This is a genomic window from Reinekea sp. G2M2-21, from assembly GCF_015687175.1.
Lineage (GTDB): Bacteria > Pseudomonadota > Gammaproteobacteria > Pseudomonadales > Natronospirillaceae > Reinekea.
Map to the genome: position 1 here is coordinate 239,396 of NZ_JADPQG010000006.1, position 23,269 is coordinate 262,664.

Consider the following 23,269-nt stretch of genomic DNA (forward strand, 5'->3'; position numbering starts at 1 on the left):
TCGACCTATCGCGTCTGCACTCTTTCTTCGCTAGAAGCGCTCCTACCATCGTAGGGCTTAACTGGCTTCCCACAGGTGCTCTTTTAACTCGACGATCACTTGATCTAGCTGGTTATCAAGCACTTTGTTTAGCCGTTTGTAGCCACCGGCATCGGCGAACTCTTTATTCACAAAGGCTTCGTCTATCACGACTTCGTGGACGAGCTGCGCGGCGAGGCGGTCGAGCCATTTGCGTTGCGCTGGTGTCCATTTGTGCAGGGCGTAAATACCTTGCATGGCTTTTTTGACGCGGTCGCTGAAGTCGATCAGCGGTTCGCCTAGTGCGGCTTGGCGTATATGGCCAATGATGCTGGCGGCAATTTCCTGGTTGGTTTGGTTACGCCAGGCGCTCTTTAGGTTGGCTTCGGAGTAGCCGTGGTTGTCGAGTAACAGTTTTATTTCTTTCAGTTGTTCACGGGTAAGCCCAGCGGGTTTGGTACACACCACTTTGATGGCGGCGTGTTGGTTGACTTGCTGTTTGACAAATTGGTTGAAGTCTTCGAGGAAGTCGCCCGGTTTTTTCTCGCCGATGCCGTAACCTTGCTCAATATTGATAAGCTTGTCTTCGCCCTGATAGATGTAGGGTTGTAACGCCGAACCGATAAGGTTTTTCACCTCTTCCAACTGGTTAATCAGGTTTTGGTGTTGGCCCAAAAAGGTACGCGCTTGCTGGGGGCCAAGCTCGTGTAGGTGTTTATGCAATTGGTTGGGCTCTACGCCCCAAAGCTCGTGCAGTTCATCGAGTTTGGTTTTAAGTTCGGGTTTGTCTTCGGCTTTTTTCTCGGCCTTGCGCAGCACCCGCATCACTTTTTGGCTGATTTGGTCGAGCACATCGTGCGCGTGGCTGGTGCCTTGTTGTGTGCCGGGCACATCAAAACTGGCGTCTTGCTGAATTTCATCCACTAACTGGGTAAGCGTGATGTTTGGGTCTTTCACCAGTGGCTTCATGGTATCGACCGCCTCTAGCGATTCATACAAGGCAACTGGGTCATGTATGTAGAAGACCGTTTTACCAATTTCATCGCAACGGCGGGTGGCGCGGCCTTTCATTTGCTCGTACAAGATGCGCGATTTTACGCGGCGCATGAACAATAAGTGCGTAATAGGCGGTACGTCGATGCCGGTGGTTAATAGATCGACAGTGATGGCAATGCGTGGGTTGGTTTCGTTTTTATAGCGTTTAATAGCATCGGGCACCTTATCCGTTTGGCCGGTAATGACGCGCACAATGTCTTGGTTGTAGTCTTCCTCATGCAGTGCTTTGAATGCGGCGTCTAGCTCGTTTTTGAAGCGCTGGGCGTGGGCTTCGTTGACACAGAACACCATGCCTTTTTCTTCACCGCCAATATCAAAATGGTGGGCGAATGCTTTGGCGACGACGGCATCGAATTCGGGCGTGATGACATTGCGGTTAAAGCTTTCGACATCGAAATTGAGTTCGTCTTCCAGCTCAGCGGTATCAACCTCGCCAGTTTGTACGTTGACGACATCGACCTGTTCGCCCTTTTTAAAACTGACGCCACCTTGGTTGAGTTCGGTTCGGTATTGGTAAGGTGGCTCGTGGTCTATTAGCCAATCATCCGCAACGGCTTCACGGTAACTGTAGGTGTAAACGGGTTTGCCGAAAATTTCCGTGGTGTGGGCGGCGGGTGTGGCGGTGAGGCCAACTTTAAAGGCATCGAAGTAGTCGATTACGCGGCGATAGCTCGACATATATTGGGCGCTGTCTCGTATCAATGCTTCGCCCTCGCCCATGTCGGTATCGAGTGTGTAGCCGCGGTGCGCTTCGTCGACAATAATGCAGTCGTAGGTATCGATGGTGGGTTTGTTGTCGCTGTAAAACACGCGTTTTACCATGGCTTGCACGGTGGCTACGTGTACTCGGGTTTCGGCTTCCGCGGCCATGTCGCCTAAGTCATTGATGTTGTAAATTTGCGTGAGGCTTTTTTCTTGTTCGAGTTTGGCTTCTTTGAAGCTATCGAACGCTTGATTCCCAAGAGAGGTGCGGTCAACCAAAAACAAAATGCGTTTAAAGCGTTCTGCTTTTAAAAACCGATAGATCAAACCGATGATGGTACGCGTTTTACCGGTACCGGTCGCCATGGCAAGCAGTGCTTGGTTGCGCTCTTGTTCAAGGGCGGCTTCTACCGCTTGAATGGCTTTAATTTGATAATCACGCAAGTCTAAATAACTGAAGCTTTCAGCTTTCAGTTTTTGCTCGGCGGCTTCTTTGCTGCGGGTCAGATTATCGAGAAGGCCTTTTGGTGAGTGGAAATCTTGCAAAGCCTTACGCAAATTACTTGGCTCGCGAACATCGCGAAACCAGATGCCTGACTTTTCTTTAAACTGCTTAACATAAGGCCTGCCATTGCACGCGTACACAAAGGGAATGTGATAGTGGCCACTGTCACCTTGAGGCCATGCGATGGTTCGGCCTTCTTCTGCCCATGCCATTTGGTAGTTTGGCTTGGCTTTAAAGGTTGCAGCATAGCGCTCGGCTTGAGGAATGGCCGAGCCAACGTCTTTAATTTCTTTTTTGGCCTCAACAACGGCAATCGGGATTAACCCAGCGAACAAGACATAATCGGCAGGGCCGCTGCTGGTTGGCCATTCGGCGATGGCGATGTTTTTTCCTTTTTCTGGGCGGGAACCGTTTTTAAAGTTGATGGTTTGGGTATCGGCTTGCCAACCGGCTTCGGTTAACTGCACGTCTATTAACAACCGGGTTTCCGCTTCACTTAAATGCAGTTGCTTGGTGGCTTGTTTGGTTTGCTGCTTAACATTGGCGAGTTGTTCCTTCTCGCGTTTTAGGCGTTCGGCTTCGATGGTGAGCGATTTTACTTTGGCTTCGAATTCCGCCTTGATTCTTGCTGTCTCAGCCTCTTGCTGTTGCAGTAATTGTTCATAAATCTCAGCGTCTTCGGCGAGCTTAGCTTTAAGTTGATTATGCTGTGCAGCTTCTTCTTTAATTAATTCTGCAAGCTCGCTACTTTGCTCTTGAGATTGTTCGTTATCTTGCAGCTTGGCTTTGAGTTGTTGAATTTGGTCTTCGAGTTCCTTTAAGCCCGCACTCGGGTCTGGCGGCAGAATAAACGGGCCTGCTTTAAAGTTTTTGGCGTTCTTACTGAAAGTTTGGTGGTACCAAATAGCAATGGCGCGCGCAGATTTTAGGGCATCCATGGCTTGTTTAAAGGTTGTGGTGAATTGGTGATTGGCCACATTGCCTTCTTTGCGTAAAGCATGGAACAGCTGAAGAATGGTTTGGTCAATATCTAACCGGCTTCGTAAGCGGTTCAATAGATCGAGCTGGTTTTCACGCTCTCCTTTCAGTAAACCAACTTGGCTGGCGATGTCTTGCGCCACGGCTTCACCAAACTGGCGCACTTTCATTAGGCTGGCGTTGGGGTCTATGGCAAAGATTTTCTCGGCATTATGCGTGAGCTGAAAGAAGATAGGGTCGTGCTCTTTGAGAAACTCAAAATTACTCACTAGCTCGTTTGTCATTGGCTTACACCCTAGCAGCTCTTAAATTTGGCAAGCTGGCAATATAACACTGGACGAGGGTTAGCCAATAGACCTGATATTTAACCAGTGAATTGATTCGACATAGCTGAGTTTGGCAGCGAACCACTACGGAATGCTTAGTCGTTGAGTTCTCGAATTGGGATGTCTTCAAATATTCAAGAAGGAATGGGCAGGAAGCAGAATGATAAGTTGCCGATGTTGCCAAACTGTGGGTAGGGTATCTTTGGCGACACCCAAGTGGTGAGCAACGTCGAGGGCGGTGACCCAAGGTTCGGTGGTCATGATTTTGGCACCTGGCAAAGTAACTAGAGTCGTTTAGAATCGTTTGCAGTCTACCCAAATAAACCTTAAATCACTATGCCAATTTGACAATTGCTTTCGGGTTTTAAAAAAACCGGCCAACTCCAAACTACCGGGGCTTTTGTCGGGAAGCCAGTCTATTAGCCTATAGCATGAATAGCGACTTCTCTTGAGAGCCATAAAAACCATAACCAGGGTCGATCAGTGTTTATTCTTGTTTTGAAGCCTATCTAAAAGGGCCATGCTCAAGTTGTCTGGCTCGCTTTGCTTTGCTTTCTTGTTGGCGAGGCTCGTATAGGCCGTAAGCAGGTCCTCGGGTAGTTCAAACTCCTCGGGGATATACGGGAATACGTCGTATTTGAATTGATGCTCTTGTAACCAACTCGCTTTTTGGACGAGCGGCCAGTCCAGTAGATGAAATGCGCGGACAAGCCGTGCACTTAAGTGGTCGACAAGTTCCAGCCGGTAGCCACCGGAGTCGTCTATCGTTTCCAGAACCAGATTAAGTCGCTCGAAGGCTTGCATAAGCCATGTGAACTGCTGTTCGTTGGTTAATGGGCTATCGGAGGCATCCAAATGCTCAAATGCGAGTTCGAACAGGGTAAGGGCTTCATCAAAATACAGCCCTACTTTGTGCCATAAATGCCGGGTATGCAGCAGTTCCTTTTTGGGTAGGGCTTGGGTGAGCAGTTTTTTAAAATCGTTCGGCTTACCGCTGCTTAACAGCAGTTTTACTTGCCATTGCTTTTTCAGGCTTTTATCGGCGGCAATGTTCTGCACCAACCACTGCGCAACTTGCTCAGGTGGTTGCTGTTGAAAGTAGGCCAATAATTGTTCATTGAAGCTGGGCTTAGCGTTGTTGCTCATTGGTCTCTATTACACTTGGGTTAAACGTGCAGTAGTGTAACGAAGTTGGGCGTTCAGGTCGCCTAAGCAGGCAATTTACGTGGATGAGTATGCGGGTGTTGTACGGCTGTCGGGCCCAACGGCCATGGGCTGGCCGCTGGACCAGCCCACATAAGCCTCAACTTACAGTGTTGAATCAGTCAATTTCATCCGGCTCAACGCCCGTAAATTGAGTGGTCAACGTCAACTGAGTGCGCGTTTCAACGGCCTCGCCTCTGGTTTGCTCTGCGGCTTTCAATACAATTTCGCCGTCCTCGGCAAAGCTGTTCACAGATAACAAGCTGATGAAAGCAACGAATGTGCATGAGATTAACTTAGTCATTTCATTTCCCTTTCTTAATGAGTTTGCGTATGGCGCAGTCGGTAAACTGGCTTTTCGTCTCAAAGAAACTTGCCATCTCTTTGATGTGTGTAGAATCCGCGATTTCGGCTTTTTGCAAAATAACCCAGTTAGGGGTCACCCTGGGTGAGGAGAATCTCACCCGGTTGTGGGAGGGGGAATGAGCGAAATATGGAAATCGCGAAGAAACACGAAATCGTGGGCTCGACAAGTCTAAGTACGGTGGCGAAAGCCCGACTCGCCCGACAACGAGTAAACCAGCCGGGCTTTAAGACAATTCATTTGAAAGTAACGAATCAAACAAAGTAAGAGTCGTCGTGGCAACTGCTGCGGCAATGCCCATATAGAGCGGTTCTTTCGAAGATTGAAAACCAAGAATATACCGAAGCCTGATTACTCAAACGAAGGTAAGGCGGATAAGTCAGTTTGTGATTGCTTTAACGAATTTTACTATTCGGTCAGGCTTCACGGTCATAATTTAGAACAGTCACCGCGTAAAAAAGGAAGCATTTTATTGAAAAGCCTCTGGCAGTGTGGCTGAAAAAGCCTGATCACGACCATAAATCCCGGTCACCAAAGTTGGGATATCAATCCAAGTAATCGCAATCTCCAGACCCTAGTTCGTTGTTTTCATCTAATATTTTCGGACCTACTTAACATTTTTGAAATAATGTTTCATTATTTAAAGAATACATTTGCATTAAAATAACAACAACGTACCATAAAAGCATGAAATTTTTGATCGGCCTTAGAGTACATAGGTTTTTTTGCGCAATAAGTCTAAATACCTCCAATAACAATACGTAGATTTAGCGCTGGCAGAAATTATCAACCTTAAGCAATTGCACCTAACAGCTCCTTCAGCTGCTAAAAATCTCGATCGAAGATTCTGGCAAATTCACGTGTACCTGGCGTCATAACCTAGAAATCTGCGAGGAAATATGGTGATCGCCGCGATGAAAACACAAGAGGTTTGTCTCAAAAACAACAATTAGAAGGACAGCAAATGACTATACTCATAAACTTCCGAAATCAGCTTGCAAGAGTGGTCGTAGTGGCCTCTACACTCTGTGCTGGCACTGTATTCGCAGGCACCGGTGGATTTGCCTCCCTGAATGGCGGCACCACGGGCGGGGCGGGTGGCCAAGTCGTCTACGCCACCAGCGGGACAGAAATCCACGCTGCTATCTGTAACAGAGCTAGTAACGACACGCCGATCATCATTCACGTCGCAGGCACGATTAATCACGGTAATACCTTCAAGCAAACTGGCAGCTGTAATACCGCAGATGGTGTAATCGAGCTGAAGGACATCAATAACGTATCGATCATTGGTGTAGGCTCAGGCGTATTGTTCGATGAACTGGGCATTCATATACGCAACTCCAGCAACATCATCCTGCAAAACCTACACGTACGTAACGTAAAGAAATCAGGCTCCCCGACTTCAAATGGTGGTGACGCCATCGGTATGGAGTCGGACGTGTCTAACGTTTGGGTGGATCACGTCACATTGGAAGCGCAAGGCGGTGAAAGCGATGGCTATGACGCTCTGTTCGATATGAAAGCAGGCACAAAATATGTCACGCTGTCTTATAGTATCTTACGCAACTCAGGCCGAGGCGGCTTGGTTGGTTCCAGCGATAGTGATACCAACAACGGACCGGTCACATTCCATCACAATTTGTACCAAAACATCGATTCTCGATTGCCTCTATTGCGCGGTGCGACAGCGCATGCGTACAACAATTTTTATGAAGGTATAAACAAGTCTGGGATGAACCCTCGCATCGGCGGCCAAATCAAAGCTGAACACAATGTGTTTAAGGATTCCAAAGACCCTATCGGTACGTTCTACACCAATGACATGGGGTACTGGGATCTCAACGGCAACATTTTTGACAACGTTACTTGGACGGAAGAAGGTGATAAAAACCATCCGGCCGGTCCCGACCCTGTTTCCACCACTTACGTCACCATTCCTTATTCTTACACGCTCGACGCTGCAAATTGTGTTCGCGACATCGTTTTAGCTACTGCCGGTGCGAACAAAGGTTTGGCTGTTTCTGATGGCAGCTGTTCACCTGACTCTGGGGGCGATAATGGTGGCGATAGCGGTTCGGACAATGGTGGCAACACAGGAAAGGTTGTCATCGAAGCAGGCACTAACTTCTCTATCGGTGCTGGTTCGGATGGCAGCTCCAAGGGTAGTGGAACGAGCTATGGCAACGTTCGTGACGGAAACACCAACACTTATTGGTCGCCTTCCGGTAGCACGGGAACAATTTCGATCAAAGGATTATCCAGCTCTATAAACGCTGTTCGTATCATCGAAGCCGCAGGCAGTGAAGGTACTAATGCGGCATGGACACTGGTTAATGCGGACAATGGCAACACGCTCGCAGCAGGCAATGCGTTACCGAGCTATATCGTGTTCGAGGATACGTCACTTACGAAAATCAGTTTCGTGATGACTTCGGCCAACGGGACGCCAAGAATTGCTGAATTCGAAACCTATCACGCCACCCTCGGTGACAATGGCTCGGACTCTGGAGGTGACAACGGTTCGGACCACGGTGGCGATAATGGTTCCGACAACGGCTCAGACTCTGGCAATGACAGTGGTTCTTCCACAGGTGTTGTAACCGCTGGTGAAAACTTCTCACTTTCTGCAGATTCTGACGGCAGCTCCAAAGGCAACGGTACCAGTTACAGTAATGTACGAGATGGGAACCTAACTACTTACTGGTCTCCTTCAGGCACAACCGGCCGCATTTCAGTGAAAGGGTTGTCTTCAACAATCAATGCTGTTCGCATTATCGAACTAGCCGGCTCTGAAGGTACTATTACCAGCTGGAAGATTACAAACCACGACAACGGTGAGGAAATCGCCAGTGGCTCAACCCTTAACGGCTATATCGTATTTGATGCCATTTCGCCAAGTAAATTGAACTTGGAAATTCTGTCAGCCACAGGTACTCCGCGCATCGCTGAATTTGAAACCCATAACGCAACTCTGGGCAATACAGATGACAACGGTTCAGGCAATGGCGGTGGTTCAGGCGGAGATGATAACGACGGAGGCATAAACTACCCAGATGCTGCATGCGCCGAACTCATTAACAACGACAACATCAACTGGCGCGAGTCGTCTTTACAATCTGATCAGGAAATTGTGAAATGCCTGTCTGAATCCTTAGGAACGCCTGTTGGTTATGGAGAGAACACAACAGGTGGCTATGACCCTTATGGTTCCAGCAATCTGGTCGTTATTACTAACGACAAACCGGAAGATCAGATCCTTGCGGCCATATCCTCCTCCGATTTCAATTGGATTGTTTTCGATAAAGAGGATTTTAAAAACGAAACGCCGGTGATGATGTATCGCCCGTATTGTACAGATTCAAACCTTCGTTCTGCGTTAGGCGCTGATGAGCAAACGTGTCGTAACCCATACGCCTGGTGTTCAGAAAATGACGTGTCGTCATCGGATTGCTTAGAAACATTCTTCAACGACAAACTGAATGATAAGAGCTTGCCGGTTCGCAACTATTTGATCGACAGCAACACCACAATTGATGGTCGGGGAGCGAACGCTACCTTCACGTTCAATGGATTTAAAATTGGATCGGATGCTAGTGGGGCCCCGACTCACACGTCAGAAAATGTCATTATCACCAACAATAAGTTTGTCGGTGTCGGCCATGTGGAAGATCATAACTTGGATCCGGATATGATTCGCTCTACTGGTGCATCACACGACATATGGATTCATCAGAACACTTTTGATACCACAGGTGACTCTGCTTACGACGTTAAAGTTGGGGCGTACGACATTACCGTATCCTTCAATAAATTGGTGAATGTAAAACGCGCTGCGTTGCATGGCTCCAGTGACAGCCGAGAAATCAATTCTCAGATCACAACAACGGTTCACAACAATTTGTATGTGACCACCGACGAACACTTCGGCGATTCCAGTTATAACACTATGCGCCGTGTACCTCTGTTACGCCGTGGTCAAACACATTTACTCAACAATGTATTCTATGGCTATCGGAAAGACCTCATGAGCCTTAGAGTCGGTGCAAAAGCATTGCTTGAGGAAAACCTGTTTATGAATCCTGTGGACAACTCCAAAGAAGACGACCTGAGCGATTGGCAAAGAGAGCTCTTTGCAGACGCTGTTACCGATGGCGCGTTGGAAGTGAAAAACAGTTATGTATACGAGTCCGGTGAAAATTGCTCCGCAACGGGTACGAATGCTTCGTTGGATGTGGTAAACGGCAGTGTGCCAAATATGATGAACGACTATAACGGTACATCGCAAAGCTCGATCAATTCGAACCGTCTATCTGCTGGAAACGACTTAAGAAATTATGTCCTCGCCACCGCTGGTAAAGGTGCATTGACACCTTGGGTTAGCACTTACAGCCCAGGCAAAAGTCACATCCTGTCGGCCGCTCCAAGTAGTTGTCAGTAAGGGTGTTACTGCCCCAAGCGTTCTTTGACTGATCCAAGGAACGCTTGGTTTAATCTCACTCACAGACGCCTCATCGAACCAAAATGCAATTACAAAAAAACGGTGACCGTTCTGTGGTTAACCTCAGTTCAAGGAGTCGCCATGAACATGAAACTAAACATCACTGCTGCCTCTCTAACCCTCTGTTTAGCAGCAGGATGTGCCCAATTCGGCCTTATTCAAAACGAACAATCTCCATACGCAAAAGAAACATTACACCCCAGCGATGGTTGGGCTTTTTTAGAAGGGTCGGTTACCGGTGGTAGTAACGCCGTTGAGGAGCTAATCTTCACCGTTGATTCGCGCAAAGCCTTTGTCGACGCTTTATCTCTTGCCGGTAATGAACCCAAAATCATTCAGATAAAGGGAACCATCAACCTTTCAAGCGATGACGAAGGCAAGGAGTTAACGGAAGCGGACTATGCAGTCGCACCCTACGAATTTGAAGCTTACAAAGACGCTTACGCACCAGCGGTATGGAATATAAATCCGTTAGTAAAAGGGCGTCCGCTGCGCAAACTGACGGGCGAGCAGGAAGAAGCACGTAAAGCATCTGCAGCAAATCAAAAAGCCCATATTGTTGTGTCAATACCTTCCAACACGACACTGATTGGACTCGGTAAAGACGCAAAGGTCATCAAAGGAACACTATCGATAGGTTCTGGTACGGAAAACGTCATTATTCGAAATATAAATTTTCAAGATGCTTTTGACTACTTCCCGGCGTGGGATCCAGGTGACAGTTTCAAAGTCGATACCAGCTACCCTGGCTGTCAAGATGTATACGAGAACGTCGACGTAGGTCCACAAAAGTGTCGAGGTGGTCGCTGGAATGCAGAATACGACCTAATTTCGATCAGCGGTGCCACTCGAATTTGGATTGACCAATGTACATTCTCTGATGGGGATCGAACCGACGATCAATTTCCGCCAATTTATCCATTCCCTCAAAACGAAATCACGCAAAAAGTTCAACACCATGATGGTTTAATCGATATTACGAACCAAGCCGATCTGATAACCATTTCCAACAGCCATTTCCACGATCATGACAAGGCGATACTGATTGGTAACAGTGACAAGAAAACTCAGGATGAGGGTCACCTTCGAGTGACCCTGCACAGCAATTTCTTCGAAAATGTTGGCCAACGTATGCCTCGTGTACGCTACGGAAAAGTACATAGCTACAACAACCTGTTTGTGGGCAACGCACTGGGGGCCGGAACTGGCAACAATTCTTACGAGGCGCACTTGAATTCTTTGAGCATCGCTCCAAAGCATAATGTTGTACGCAATGTGTTAGGTGCGGGTATCAACTCAGCTATCTACAGTGAAAATAATGTGTTCTTCATTGAAAATGGTTCGGCAGCGAACGCAGTGAGCAATATGAAAGGTGAAGTCTTCTTTGATTCGGGCTCTTGGTTTAATGGAGTGCCTGTCGATTTACTCCAGTTAGCTAATGAAGCAAGCGGTAAGCCTATGTCTGCGGAGGTTGGTTGGACTCCAAATTTATATGGTGAGAATAATCTACTTCCGACAGAAGACGTTGAACGGTTTGTAAAACGTCACGCTGGTGCCGGTAAATTATAGTAAGAGCTAGTGACCTGAGTCTGAAGTTCACATGTATTCGGCGTGCCATTCAAGCTTTATAGCTAGGCGTCTCTCGCAGTCAATGGTTATTCTATTGACAAGAGACAGAACAACGCTAGAGCGCTTGAATGTCCCGCCCGAAGGGAGCTAATGGTAAACACTACTACGGCGTTGCTCTTCTTGAAAAGATCTCGATATTCTCTACAAAGAGCGCCTTGTACTAGCGCATTCCATTAGCTCTGAAACTATACGAACTTCCGACTCAGGACACTAGGACAGCTCTGATTACTTCAAATCACTTAGTCCTATCAGATCGAAGGATGAGCGAGGCGTGTGTTGCAGAGAATGACGAGTCCTTTTCAAAATACACAACAAAGCTCAGTCATCGATCTGAAGGACCCTGAGGGCGGGGCTGAAATGGCAAATTTCGTTGCTGAGTCATTTGTTAAGATAATGAGCTGTCTGCAGAGCTTGCGTAAAAACTTCCGAATCTCTGCATCCGCCTAGATATATGGCAATTTCGCAGAGGTCCCTAGGCAGCTTGGTAAATTGAGCGGCCACTTCCGGCGCGCTTTTTAAATTCGAGGTACCTTGGGTATTCAGCCAGAGAAACTATCTGCTTATAGAAAGTTTCATATGCCAGGATCGTTTCGCTGTTCCAAGTCCGCTCTTCACAGAACCCCAGATCCATTTCGATCCGTTGAAAACCGACGGCGCAGGGTGTAACAAAACAGTATGGCGACCAATTTAGCTTTAGCGAGAAATGCCCCTAAAACGGCAAAGGAAAGATTATTGGCATTCTCTGATTCAAAGAATCAACACAGTTGATTGTAGATATCCTTAACGTCCATTGTATTCTTAATACTGCCATCTGACATTTTCATTTCCCCGTGAATATATCCACCTTGGCTTCGATATTCTGGGATAGCATCAGCACAACCTCGTTCAGCAGCGACAAGTGATAGCAGCGCTAACGGAGTGACATCATCAAACCGACAGTACGCGTGCTGCTTGCTTTTTAAATAGAGCCCACGGTGATAACTCCGTTTGCGTATGTTGGCACCCAACTTATGTGCAAGCTTGAGGAAGTCACCATGGTTGGTTGATTTATGCATTTCAAGTGCAGCAAACAAGAACAGTTCGCCATCGTTCTCCGTCTCTAGATTGACCTTCAAATTGCATTCTTGCCAATCTCCAAGGTCAAAATGTTTAGCCATCTGACAAACCACATCATAGATTTTTTCGCTTCGGCAAACCGCCCAGTTCGTAACGTAAGCCAAAAAAACATGAGGTGGGAGTTTGCGTCGAATAAATGGCAATCCCGCTTTACCGTAATAACCGGTCCTTGGAATAACTTTGCCCGTTAAATCTTTTCCATCAGCAAACATAGGTTTAATTTCATTGGTCTGAGCATCATAGGCATAGTGAGCCCAAGCTTCGAGCCCCTCTGTCGTCCACTGCAACAGCTGCTGACCACTCTGACCAAGCCTTCTCGCCAATACCGTTTGAGTATAAGCGCAGTCTCCGTAAATTCCTTCCGGACCATTTAGCGCTTCTTCGTCCATTTTAAACAAGACCCAGGCTTCTTTGGCGACATCGCCATATTCAGCACCGAATTGGCGCTGGGCTCGGTCACCCCAAAATGAAAATGTGTACTGCGGATGATCTTCGCTAAGTGGCGGCTCCCCTTTTTTGGCGGGCCGGTTGTATTGATAGCAGCCCAACTGAGTTTCTGGATGGCGGCTTTCTACATACTGACGCATTAAGAAGTTCGCCCATGATAAAGCGCCAGTATCATTAGTCAGCGAGTACATCATGCCGGCGGCATAGGTAAGATCATTTCCAATGTTAACAAAGGATAGCCCGTTCATTTCTCGTAGAGGCTCCAGTGTTAATGTTTGCTTATGTTTCCAAAGATTCTCAGCATCAAAATCTAAACCAAATTGACCATGACGGGACATTTCAAGGGTGTCCCAGTCGGTCACATGTGAGTTCCATATCGACTTTATTAACTTCTCAGTCGCGGTAGCATCCGTTTCATACATCAACTCATAAAATGGGCAATGATGTTTCAGTTCATGTACTTTTCTTTTATTCTCAGGACCGACAATCACCAGGGTTTTCATATCGATAAAACAATGGCCACCCCAATGAACAAGCCCGCTACTATCCGAATGATCAAAGTGCCATTGAATGGCACTTTTGGCAGCAGCAACGTATTTATCATCTCCGGTAATGACAGATAGACCGGCAAAAAAACGGAACAAGTTTTGTTGACTGGCGATATTCGACACTTCCCACGACTGACCGTCAGAATTTATCCATTCAACTGGCTGGCCAGAAACTGAATTACAACCATCGAAAAACAAAGGCGAACCATGGTATGGATCCCTAAAATTCTCAATAATTCGATTGGCATACCAGATCAGTTCATTTAGTAACGTGTTCATGATTTTGAAAGCTCTTCATTTTTATACTTGATACTATTTCGGAAGATTGGAACCTTTAAACATTCCTCAACTAAAATTACACTAAAAACCCATGATAATTTGGCGTTAAAAAATATCAGGAGAGTCAGGAGCGGCAACGCGACAATCCATTGAGTCACAAAGTGAATGGCTAAAACTTTGGAGCTGGCACCCAGCGCGCGCAACGTATTACCGCAGAGTCCATTATACGTTCGAACAAGTGGCACAAGAATATAGACAGGCGCGATTGATGCCAAACTTATTAACGTTTGTGTACTCAGATTAGAATAAAAAACTGGGAGCAACTGACTAAACAACAAGTAAAGAAAGCACAGAGTTACAGCGAGCAACATGGCAAATCTTATAGCTTGGTTTGTAAATTCAGGTATGTTGGACAGTTCATTTCGTCCTCGCATTTGACTGACATGGATGGAAGTCGCGAGAGCCCAAGCAGTCACGAACTGAGCCCCCAGCTGCATCCACGGGAAGACCAAAACAATAGCCGCGTATTCGTTGACGCTCCGCTGAGCAAACAGGAATTGATAAAGAAGCGCACCAGTGGAAAGCATAAAAAAGTTAATGGCGATAGGCATAACCTCCACTAAGTGCGCCCTAACTGTTTTTAATGTTAGCGCTGATACTTTGTAGAAAACCGATCTGGTTTTCTCTCGCATAATACGACTCGATAGAAAAATCAGTCGAACACTTATTCCTAACACACTCCCAATGGCCGCCCCAGTGAGCCCCAAGACTGGGGCTCCGATCAACCCATAAATAAAAATAAGACTTATTGTGAAGTTAACGGGAATCTCTATCAAATACCCCAAAAGCGGGACGCGGGTTTCCCCCCTGGCATTGAAAAAGACAATCATGACTTGAGTTGCTGATGAGGGAATCAGAACCCACATCACGATGAAGAGATACTTAAACGCTTCGTCTCGTACGGCGCCTTCTGTCAATACTACATCCAATACTTGTGTGAGGTTTGTGAGAAGTACCGCCGTAACACAGAACGAAAAAAAACCATTAATCAACAGACCACAAAGGAAGTGAACGGCGACCTCTCTATGCTGATTAGCTCCAACGAAGCGCGCTAATAGCAACTGTGTCCCACTAGCCAGTGCGTATTGAAAACCAATTATGAAAGTTATAATTGCAGTAGAGATACCTAACGCAGAAATAGTGGCATCACCCAACGAAGCGATCAGTAGAACGTCCACCAACGTCATTGATTGAACAAGGATAGAGTTTACAGCGAGAGGCCATGCCAGTGATGCGTTTTTCGCGATCAACTCACGATTCAGATACAAAGAAAACAGCCGTCCCATTTAAATTGAAATCACGTTTCATTTTATGTCATTGTTTCTGATATGGCAATTTTTATGACAACTGAAAAGACGGGTATAAGGCGTTGTTTATGCGTCAAACACGCAGTAAAACAGCTCAAACTTAATTTACCGATTCCTTTGTAATATGCATAAAAAAACCGCCAACCGGCGGTTTAAGAACTGGGTACGTCTGGGTGCTATTCTCCGTTATAACCAAGTTCAATAGAAACCGCATTACTTTTTCTCTTTAGCATCTCGATATAGGACTGCTTCTTCTCTTCGGTATGCCGTAGCGTCGGATATGAAAGACTCATTCCTGCGATAACACGTCCAAAACGATCAAATATCGGTGTCGCAATACACCTTAACCCTGGCTCTTGTTCCTCAACATCTTCGCCGTAGCCTTGCTCACGAACCACCGCAAGCTCTGCTAGCAGCTCATCGACGTTTTTATGTGTATTTTCTGTGTGTTGCACAAACTCGGTGTTTGAGAGAATAAAGCGAACCTCTTCCTCGGATCGGTCAGCCAACAACACCTTGCCTATGGCGGTACTATATAGTGGGTTACGGCCACCAATGACCGATTGCATCCTCAAATTGTATTGAGAATCAACTTTGTGGATATAGACGATCTGGTCTGAATCGATGGTACCTAAGTGGAGAGCTTCTTTAGTCGCTTCACCAATTGCGCGCATTTGGAAATCGGCACTTCCAATTAAATCGACATACTCTAACGCTTTCGAACTCAACTCATAGAGTTTCAAGGTTAGTTTGTATTTATCTGATTCACCTTCCTGACTGACAAATCCTAACAGTTTCATAGTCTGTAAGAATCGATAGACAGTACTTTTAGATGTCATCAGCTTCTGCGAAAGATCAGACACTCCGATCGACTTATGCTCAGACAATTCAGACAGAATATTAAAAACTTTTAAGACAGAAGAAACAGGCTCTATCTGCGTGTTTTGGGTATTATCCATAGACGTTCTACTAATTTTGCACTGGTGTTTCGAAAATTATAAAACCTACCATTCCAAAAAGCCACGCGGATACCGTCCTAAATTCGCGAAATGTTAAAATTAACCTGAAACTCGCTACAGAAAAGGACAAAAAAGCCAGTCAGATGACTGGCAGACTCGGTGATGAAGGATTCACAGGAATCCATTAACTCGTACTACAGTAAAGAACGAACATACTGTTCAATTTCTTTGTTCTGGCAGTTTTCAAAGAAACTCTTTTGGAAACGCTCACCCTGTATAGCTGTGCGAACAAGCTCTTGATCAATTGACCTTAAGGTATCTAGATAATCATTCTTAACAATAGCCGCTTTTACTTCATTCAAAATAGCCGCATTGCGGACTTGTGGTTCTTTTCGCTCAAGCGGATAACCTTGCCCTCGCTCCCCGACGAATGCTTTTTCGAAAATATAGCGAACATTCAGCTCAGCACCCCAACCATAACCTTTCGCAAAAGCTAACGCTAACGCATTTCCGTTATTTATCTGGTTAAACAAAAACGCATCCGAAGGGTCCAAGCAGTAGCCGCAAACAACACCAGGATGCAAATTGAGCGACATCATAGCACCTTGACCTGTACCGCATCCTGCCACCACAAAGTCAACGGCTTGAGAGTTCAATAGCAAACTAGCCTGAATTCCCAAATGTATATAAGTCAAATGATGATCATGTTCATCACTCATACCGACGTTAAAAACGGAATGGCCAAGTGGCTCCGCAACCGAGACAAGTTCATTCAAAACAGTCTTGTTTTTAGCCGCTTGACTGTTTTCCATCATGAGTGCGATTTTCATTTTATGTAACTCCAATTATTTGGTTTTTGCGTATGGGTTGCCCGCTTCCAGAAAGTCTTCACGCATTGGCGTGAAATTATCCAGAAGCACACCTTTTTCTTTACAGACACAACCGTGAACAACGTTCGGTTTCTTATACAAGACATCGCCAGCCTTGACGACCTGGGTTTCATCGCCAATCGTAAATTCAAATTCACCTGACAACACATAGGTCAGCTGCTCATGCGGATGGCTGTGCAACGGGCCAACAGCGCCTTTCTCGAAATACACTTCAACGGCCATGATTTTGTCACTATAAGCCATGATTTTACGAGAAACTCCATCACCTAAATCTTCTAGTTTAACTTCCGAATTATGTACAAACATATAATTACCCTTCTTAATCACGAATCAATCTGATGAATTAACATTTTCGCTTGAATGATCATCTCACCGATACGATATCGGTCACCAGACTCGATCAAGTTTTTATTGACGAACCAGCTTCCGCCACAGGCAAATACCTGTGGCAGCTCAAGGTAGCTACGGATGTTTGAAAGATTAATTCCACCTGTTGGCATTACCTTTAATTCTCGATACGGTGCCAGAATTGCCTTCAAAAACCCTACCCCACCAGAAGCTTCAGCAGGAAAGAATTTCACGGCAGACAAGCCCAATGACATCGCTTGCTCAATTTGAGACGGATTGTTAACACCTGGAATCATCGGTATATCATTTTTTAAAACCGCCTCGACCACTTTAGGGTTCAATCCTGGACTGACCATAAAATCTGCACCTGCGGCTTTGGCTTCATCCGATTGTTGTGGACTTAACACTGTCCCAGCACCGACTAGCAACGAGGGCTGGCGAGTTTTCATCGCACCCAACACCTCGATGGCCGATTTAGACCTCAAAGTCACTTCAGCAACCGGCAATTCTAGCTCAACAAGCAAGTCAGCTAACCAAGCGGCCAGGTGAACATCATCTAAATCGATGACCGGTACCAAACGATGCTTGGAGAGTTCATCTATTAATAGGCTCAAACGAAATCCCCCATTTTTATGTGTGCAGTTGCAGTTTCCGGAATAACAGCCCCGGGATATTGAATTACCTGAGCAGCAACTTGGTGACCAAGACTCGCAGCACTCGCAACTGAACACCCCATCACCCGACCTGCAATATACCCCGCACCAAATGAATCTCCCGCTGCTGTTGTATCTACAACGCTAGAAACATGTTCTGCATCAACTTCCACTATCGAATTTTCGAAACGAATAAGACAGGGTTGGTGCCCACGCTTAATCACCACCTCGGAACAGTACCAGACGTTAAAGACATCTGAAGTACTGGTTGCGTTAAAATGTGTCTGCTCATCATCATAAGTTAGTAATGCGATATCGGAGATTTTTGCTATCTCTCGGTAGAGTTTCTGACTAACCGCTTTGCTCTCCCATAAAATGGATCGATAGTTACTGTCGAAAACAATTCGCCCGCCTTGTTGGTGATACAAGTTCAACGCAGCTAACAAATTGCTTCGCCCCTTATCAGTCAATACAGCCAAACTAATACCCGATAAATATACCCATCCAAAACTCGAGAGTTCTCGCGCAATTTCGGTTGCTGAGCGATCATCGAACTGATACTTCGCAGCCGAGTCATTTCTCCAATAAACGAAACGACGTTCACCCTTGCTGTCGACAAGAATTTGGTAAATTCCAGAAGTTTTTCCGCTGATAGTCTTAACGTACCTGGTATCGATGCCATTTGATTGCCAGCGGTTAACTAATTCCTGACTGAGTGGATCATCACCCACTGCGGTCAGGTAAGAAACAGAAATAGAGTCTGGCAGCAAACGACGAAGATAGACGGCAGTATTGTAGCTGTCCCCGCCCCAGCCCTGTTTAACCTCTCCAAATCGCTGCCCAGACAGTTCAATCATACATTCACCAAGACAGGCGATAGATGGATGGTTACTACCCTCGTAATTATTCATTCCCGTACCTTGAACTAACGAGCAAGCCAACCACCATCTACAGCAACGGTATAGCCATTAATGTAGCGTGATGCTTCTGATGCTAAAAACACCGCGGGCCCTCCAATATCACTGGGAAGTCCCCAACGACCAGCTGGAATCCGACCTAAAATCTCTTTTGAACGTTCGGCGTCTTCACGTAGAGCTTGTGTGTTGTTGGTTGCCATATAACCCGGAGCAATTGCATTCACATTGATGCCATCTTTTGCCCATTCATTTGCCAACAAACGAGTTACACCCATGACAGCACTTTTCGAAGCGGTATAGGACGGTACGCGAATACCACCTTGAAAAGACAACATTGATGCGATGTTAATAATGTTTGCGGGTGTTCCCTGCCGCAACACTTGTCGAGCAAATGCTTGCGACATAAAAAACACAGATTTAATGTTAACATTCATCACATCGTCCCAGTCTTTTTCTGAAAACTCAATGGAATCAGCACGACGAATAATGCCTGCATTGTTAACCAATATATCAACCTTACCAAATTTATTAACAGCCTCCGTTATGATCTTTGCTGGAGCCTCTGAATCACTCATATCGGCAATTACGCTATGAAACGTCAACCCTTTTTCTTCCATAAGCGCTATCGTTTCGGTTGGCTCAGAAAGGTTCGCACCTACGATCACGGCACCGGCCTCAGCAAGTGAAATTGCCATCCCTTGACCTAGGCCTGTATTGCATCCGGTAACGATCGCAACTTTGCCTTTTAAACTAAATAACTCTAACATTGACATATCACTCCTGACTCTCCGTGCACGTCGCACTTCGCCTTTCTAAAATAGCTCACTCTCTCTTAGTGAAAACTGTTGACAACTGAAACCAGTACAATCGAAACCAATCAATATCTTTTTACTGAATTTGGTTAGTTATTTAAATTAGACCCATTTATTTCTGGTGTTTAGTCTCTACTCCATACCATTCATCGCTAGCTTTCGCCTTGGTATGAAAACTTTTTTTCACAAGTACCAGCGTCGTAGATACATTTTTACGGCCAAATACTATCCCTAGCTAAGAATAAAAGCGCCGCTCAAAAACACGCCGGCAACCTTCTTATCAAGCCACCTTATCTATTTTTAACAATCGGCCGAAGTAAACTTCGGCCTTACTGGAATTAATCCTTGATGGCCTTGCGCAAAATACGCTGACCTTGCTTGTAGAAATCTTTAGCGGCTTCTTCTACAGTCTTTTGACCGTGATCAATCTGTTCAATATTTTCCTGGAACAGCGACACTAACTGAGGGTTTTCGAAGTAGCCAGAGGTCGGAATCTTTTTAACCAACTGATTTATTTGAACTAAGCCCGCTACTGTCAAATCAGAACTGTTTAAAGTACCGTTTGCCGCCAGAACTTCACGCGCATATGAATTCAGCGGAACACTGCGCTGTAAACCCATAATTTCGATACCAGCTTTTTCATTCAGCAAAAAGTTCAACAACCGAGCAGCTTCTTCAGGTTGTTCTGAATTTTTAGATATTGAAAACATCAATCCAGGCTTGTAGAAAATTCCTGAACTTTCAGCCCCATCCATAATCGGGTAGCTGCCCAATGCCATGGTCATTGGAGGCTTTAAATTGTCACCATACTTGTTAATAGCAGAGTTCCACATATAGAGACCAGCCCATTCGCCGTTGATCCATGGCTTATGCTCATAGAGATTGGCTGCTCCATAAGAAGATATATACTTTTGACTTGGCGCTACATGGTTCTTAATCATGTCCGCATACAATGTAAAGAACTCGACCATTTGATCTTCAGAGTAAGCGAAACTACGCTTAGATTCATCGATCATAGGGATACCATATTTCTGAACCATATAAGAACGGTTCATTGCCATAACATCACGGCCCTCAAGGACTAAAGGATAATATTCATCACCTAGTTTTTCCTTGAATACGGGACCTGCTGCCATTAACTCATCCCAAGTTCCGGGGTAATCTAAGCCAGCAGCAGCCCATGTATCCTTGTTATAGTAAAAAATACGAGCAGCCATCGATACCGGAAGGGAATTTAATTTACCGTTAATAGTTCCCAGTGCTAGTGCAGACTCATCAAAGTTAGATAAGTCCAATTGACTGGAAAAATCTCGAAGATCGCGAAAGCCTGTACCCTTTGGTGAGAAAATGGGCAACCAATTCCAGTTTGTCTGCATTAAGTCTGGTTCAGTCTTACCAGCAATCTGTGTCGTTAAACGCTCCAGATGGCCACCCCATCCGGTGTATTCGGTCTTTACAACAGAGTTCGTTGCCGCTTCATAGGCATCCACGGCCGCATTGGTTGCTTCATGGCGGGAGTTTCCGCCCCACCAAGAGAATCGTAATTCGTCAGCCTGCACGGTCGCAGCACCTGCCACAAGGGTTACGCTAATCGATAAACAAAGCATGGATTTTTTTATCATTGTTTTTTCCTCTTACACATTAAAGTGAAATGTTTTCTTCGGTTTCTTTGTTAAAAATATGACAGTGTTCAATGTCTAGAAATACATCAACATCTTTACCTTCAGCATCCAGTAAATGCTCTTCGACAATTGCAGTAGGAATGCGAGCACAAAGAGATTGATCCGCGACGTCCAGATAGACGTAGAATTCTGAGCCCATGTTTTCCAGCCGCACAACTGTTCCAGTAAGGATTTGCTCTTTCGGTGTTTCTTCTGTCGCCAAATTTATAAACTCTGGACGAATTCCGAATATAACAATTTCCTCATGTTCTGCTCTTATAGACTTTGACTTACGTTCATTAATGGATACTAACTGATCTGAAAAACGTAATTGACTTGCACCGTCTTCCGACTTGATAAACCGCGCTTCAACCATATTCATTTCTGGAGCGCCAATAAAACCTGCAACAAATAAATTCGCAGGAAACTTGTACAAATTAGCGGGGGTATCTACCTGCATAATATAACCGTCTTTCATCACGCAAATTCGGTCACCCATAGTCATCGCTTCAGTTTGATCATGTGTCACATAAACTGTTGTCGCAGGCTGATTACTTGCTTTCAAGCGTTTATGTAAATCTGATATCCTCACTCGCATAGAAGCTCTGAGTTTTGCATCTAAGTTGGACAATGGTTCGTCGAAAAGAAAAACGCTCGGCTTCTTAACAATGGCACGACCTACTGCAACTCGTTGTGCTTGACCTCCTGAAAGTTGCCTTGGTAGGCGATCAAGCAACGGAGTAATCTCTAACAATTCCGCCGCTTCATTAACGTATTCATCAATCAATTCTTTTTCTAAGCGCGCCAGTTTCAAACCAAAACCTAAGTTTTCACGAACAGTCATATGCGGATACAGCGCATAGTTTTGGAACACCATTGCTATACCACGATCTTTCGGCGCCAAATTGTTAACAGTCGTATCGCCGATGTTAATTTTTCCGCCTGAAATCATTTCAAGGCCGGCCAACATACGAAGTGTTGTAGATTTCGCACAACCCGAAGGACCAACCATGACCATAAATTCACCGTCGCGAATTTCTAAATCGATACCATGTACAGCTTCAAAACCGTTTGGATAGACCTTGGTGACTTTCTCAAAAGTTACGTTTGCCATAATCTTTACCCTTTAACTCCACCAGCAGTTACTCCTTCGATGAAGTAATTCTGCGCAATCAGGAAAACAACAATGGAAGGCACAATAGCGATAGAGGCCATGGCCAGAATTTCATTCCAATTGGCCGCTTCTGTGACGTCTATTGAAAGTTTTAACGCGAGTGCAATTGGATACTTCTCGACACTCGATATGTAAATAAGTGGCCCTAAAAAGTCATTTACTGACCACATAAATTGAAACAAGGCAACCGAAATAATTGCTGGTTTTAATATCGGTACAATGATGTACCAAAGCAATTGAAACGAATTACAACCATCAATCATTGCGGCCTCTTCCATATCCGTAGGTAATCCTCGCAAAAACTGAATTAACATAAATACGAAGAAACCTTGGGTCGCAAATGCCATCGGCAGATATAACGGCATATAACTGTCGAGCATCCCCATTTCACGAAACATCAAGTACTGGGGGATCAATAAGACCGACTGCGGCAGTAGAATGGTTGCTATCAGCGTGGTAAACCAAAACTTTTTGAATGGTATCTCAAACCGTGCAAAACCAAATGCAACAATGGTGGACGAGATTACCGTTAAAATAACTTTTGGTATGACATACATAAAAGTATTCAAGAAAAACCGACCAAAAGTATATTCGGTTCCCGTTTTCCAACCATTAATGAAACCATCCCAGGAAAAATCTTTTGGAATCAAGCTCATTGAAGTGAATATCTCGTGATTTGGCTTAAATGACGCAGAAATCATCCAAGCCAACGGATACAGCATAAAAATTCCTGTCAGTATCAGTACGAAGTAGCGAAAGTAGGAGTTAATCCGCTCTTTTCGAAGTGTACGTTTCACTTCTTTGTTAATTTGCATA

17 protein-coding genes are annotated in these 23,269 nt (G+C 45.4%); 2 read left to right on the forward strand and 15 right to left on the reverse strand.

Annotation, left to right across the window (positions count from 1 at the left end; genetic code table 11):
• Window positions 1-57: 57 nt before the first annotated feature.
• The 4 genes from hsdR to IYN85_RS20065 form a co-directional block, all read right to left on the reverse strand.
• Complete coding sequence (gene hsdR, locus IYN85_RS20055) at window positions 58-3,543, reverse strand: type I restriction-modification system endonuclease (RefSeq protein WP_196160727.1); 3,486 nt, start codon at window positions 3,541-3,543, stop codon at window positions 58-60.
• Window positions 3,544-3,711: 168 nt separating this feature from the next.
• A complete protein-coding gene (locus IYN85_RS26205) occupies window positions 3,712-3,846 on the reverse strand; it encodes a hypothetical protein (RefSeq protein WP_255533800.1) in 135 nt (44 codons plus the stop codon).
• Window positions 3,847-4,065: 219 nt separating this feature from the next.
• The gene (locus IYN85_RS20060; protein WP_196160728.1) at window positions 4,066-4,731 is read right to left on the reverse strand and encodes a hypothetical protein; all 666 of its coding nucleotides are present in this window, start codon (window positions 4,729-4,731) and stop codon (window positions 4,066-4,068) included.
• 175 nt (window positions 4,732-4,906) lie between these two features.
• Complete coding sequence (locus tag IYN85_RS20065) at window positions 4,907-5,092, reverse strand: hypothetical protein (RefSeq protein WP_196160729.1); 186 nt, start codon at window positions 5,090-5,092, stop codon at window positions 4,907-4,909.
• 1,024 nt (window positions 5,093-6,116) lie between these two features.
• Here IYN85_RS20065 and IYN85_RS20070 point away from each other — a divergent pair.
• Window positions 6,117-9,593, forward strand: a complete 3,477-nt coding sequence (locus IYN85_RS20070) for a pectate trisaccharide-lyase (protein ID WP_196160730.1) — start codon at window positions 6,117-6,119, stop codon at window positions 9,591-9,593.
• A 141-nt stretch (window positions 9,594-9,734) separates the two neighbouring features.
• Window positions 9,735-11,222: a polysaccharide lyase family 1 protein gene (locus tag IYN85_RS20075; RefSeq protein ID WP_196160731.1), complete on the forward strand. Its 1,488-nt coding sequence runs from the start codon at window positions 9,735-9,737 to the stop codon at window positions 11,220-11,222.
• 815 nt (window positions 11,223-12,037) lie between these two features.
• On the opposite strand, the gene IYN85_RS20080 is transcribed toward IYN85_RS20075, so the two are convergent.
• From IYN85_RS20080 to IYN85_RS20130, 11 genes are all read right to left on the reverse strand, one after another.
• Window positions 12,038-13,672, reverse strand: coding sequence for a pectate lyase (locus IYN85_RS20080; RefSeq protein WP_196160732.1), 1,635 nt, complete (start codon window positions 13,670-13,672; stop codon window positions 12,038-12,040).
• Window positions 13,669-15,000 (reverse strand): MATE family efflux transporter, encoded by a 1,332-nt coding sequence (locus IYN85_RS20085; RefSeq protein ID WP_196160733.1) that lies wholly within the window; start codon window positions 14,998-15,000, stop codon window positions 13,669-13,671. Before IYN85_RS20085 ends, IYN85_RS20080 begins: the two co-directional genes overlap by 4 nt.
• A 215-nt stretch (window positions 15,001-15,215) precedes the next feature.
• On the reverse strand, window positions 15,216-15,998 hold the full coding sequence (gene kdgR, locus IYN85_RS20090; RefSeq protein WP_196160734.1) for a DNA-binding transcriptional regulator KdgR: 783 nt from the start codon (window positions 15,996-15,998) through the stop codon (window positions 15,216-15,218).
• A gap of 194 nt (window positions 15,999-16,192) precedes the next feature.
• Entirely contained in the window at window positions 16,193-16,828 is a 636-nt protein-coding gene (locus tag IYN85_RS20095) for an RpiB/LacA/LacB family sugar-phosphate isomerase (RefSeq protein ID WP_196160735.1), read from the reverse strand.
• A gap of 15 nt (window positions 16,829-16,843) precedes the next feature.
• Window positions 16,844-17,194 carry a cupin domain-containing protein gene (locus IYN85_RS20100; RefSeq protein ID WP_196160736.1) on the reverse strand — a complete coding sequence of 117 codons (351 nt, stop codon included), beginning with the start codon at window positions 17,192-17,194 and terminating at the stop codon, window positions 16,844-16,846.
• 17 nt (window positions 17,195-17,211) lie between these two features.
• Window positions 17,212-17,850 (reverse strand): bifunctional 4-hydroxy-2-oxoglutarate aldolase/2-dehydro-3-deoxy-phosphogluconate aldolase, encoded by a 639-nt coding sequence (gene eda / locus IYN85_RS20105; protein WP_196160737.1) that lies wholly within the window; start codon window positions 17,848-17,850, stop codon window positions 17,212-17,214.
• Window positions 17,847-18,800 (reverse strand): sugar kinase, encoded by a 954-nt coding sequence (locus tag IYN85_RS20110; RefSeq protein ID WP_196160738.1) that lies wholly within the window; start codon window positions 18,798-18,800, stop codon window positions 17,847-17,849. Before IYN85_RS20110 ends, eda begins: the two co-directional genes overlap by 4 nt.
• Window positions 18,801-18,814: 14 nt before the next feature.
• Window positions 18,815-19,573: a 2-dehydro-3-deoxy-D-gluconate 5-dehydrogenase KduD gene (gene kduD, locus IYN85_RS20115; protein WP_196160760.1), complete on the reverse strand. Its 759-nt coding sequence runs from the start codon at window positions 19,571-19,573 to the stop codon at window positions 18,815-18,817.
• Between the two features lie 383 nt (window positions 19,574-19,956).
• A complete protein-coding gene (locus IYN85_RS20120) occupies window positions 19,957-21,240 on the reverse strand; it encodes an ABC transporter substrate-binding protein (RefSeq protein WP_230390881.1) in 1,284 nt (427 codons plus the stop codon).
• Between the two features lie 19 nt (window positions 21,241-21,259).
• Window positions 21,260-22,393 carry an ABC transporter ATP-binding protein gene (locus IYN85_RS20125; RefSeq protein ID WP_196160739.1) on the reverse strand — a complete coding sequence of 378 codons (1,134 nt, stop codon included), beginning with the start codon at window positions 22,391-22,393 and terminating at the stop codon, window positions 21,260-21,262.
• A gap of 5 nt (window positions 22,394-22,398) precedes the next feature.
• Window positions 22,399-23,268: a carbohydrate ABC transporter permease gene (locus IYN85_RS20130; RefSeq protein WP_370592234.1), complete on the reverse strand. Its 870-nt coding sequence runs from the start codon at window positions 23,266-23,268 to the stop codon at window positions 22,399-22,401.
• Window position 23,269 lies beyond the last annotated feature (1 nt).

Coding starts and splice junctions, on each gene's coding strand:
- hsdR (WP_196160727.1), bottom strand. CDS start 3,543: ATGACAAACGAGCTAGTGAGTAATTTTGAGTTTCTCAAAGAGCACGAC.
- IYN85_RS26205 (WP_255533800.1), bottom strand. CDS start 3,846: ATGACCACCGAACCTTGGGTCACCGCCCTCGACGTTGCTCACCACTTG.
- IYN85_RS20060 (WP_196160728.1), bottom strand. CDS start 4,731: ATGAGCAACAACGCTAAGCCCAGCTTCAATGAACAATTATTGGCCTAC.
- IYN85_RS20065 (WP_196160729.1), bottom strand. CDS start 5,092: ATGACTAAGTTAATCTCATGCACATTCGTTGCTTTCATCAGCTTGTTA.
- IYN85_RS20070 (WP_196160730.1), top strand. CDS start 6,117: ATGACTATACTCATAAACTTCCGAAATCAGCTTGCAAGAGTGGTCGTA.
- IYN85_RS20075 (WP_196160731.1), top strand. CDS start 9,735: ATGAACATGAAACTAAACATCACTGCTGCCTCTCTAACCCTCTGTTTA.
- IYN85_RS20080 (WP_196160732.1), bottom strand. CDS start 13,672: ATGAACACGTTACTAAATGAACTGATCTGGTATGCCAATCGAATTATT.
- kdgR (WP_196160734.1), bottom strand. CDS start 15,998: ATGGATAATACCCAAAACACGCAGATAGAGCCTGTTTCTTCTGTCTTA.
- IYN85_RS20095 (WP_196160735.1), bottom strand. CDS start 16,828: ATGAAAATCGCACTCATGATGGAAAACAGTCAAGCGGCTAAAAACAAG.
- IYN85_RS20100 (WP_196160736.1), bottom strand. CDS start 17,194: ATGTTTGTACATAATTCGGAAGTTAAACTAGAAGATTTAGGTGATGGA.
- IYN85_RS20110 (WP_196160738.1), bottom strand. CDS start 18,800: ATGAATAATTACGAGGGTAGTAACCATCCATCTATCGCCTGTCTTGGT.
- kduD (WP_196160760.1), bottom strand. CDS start 19,573: ATGTTAGAGTTATTTAGTTTAAAAGGCAAAGTTGCGATCGTTACCGGA.
- IYN85_RS20120 (WP_230390881.1), bottom strand. CDS start 21,240: ATGATAAAAAAATCCATGCTTTGTTTATCGATTAGCGTAACCCTTGTG.
- IYN85_RS20125 (WP_196160739.1), bottom strand. CDS start 22,393: ATGGCAAACGTAACTTTTGAGAAAGTCACCAAGGTCTATCCAAACGGT.
- IYN85_RS20130 (WP_370592234.1), bottom strand. CDS start 23,268: ATGCAAATTAACAAAGAAGTGAAACGTACACTTCGAAAAGAGCGGATT.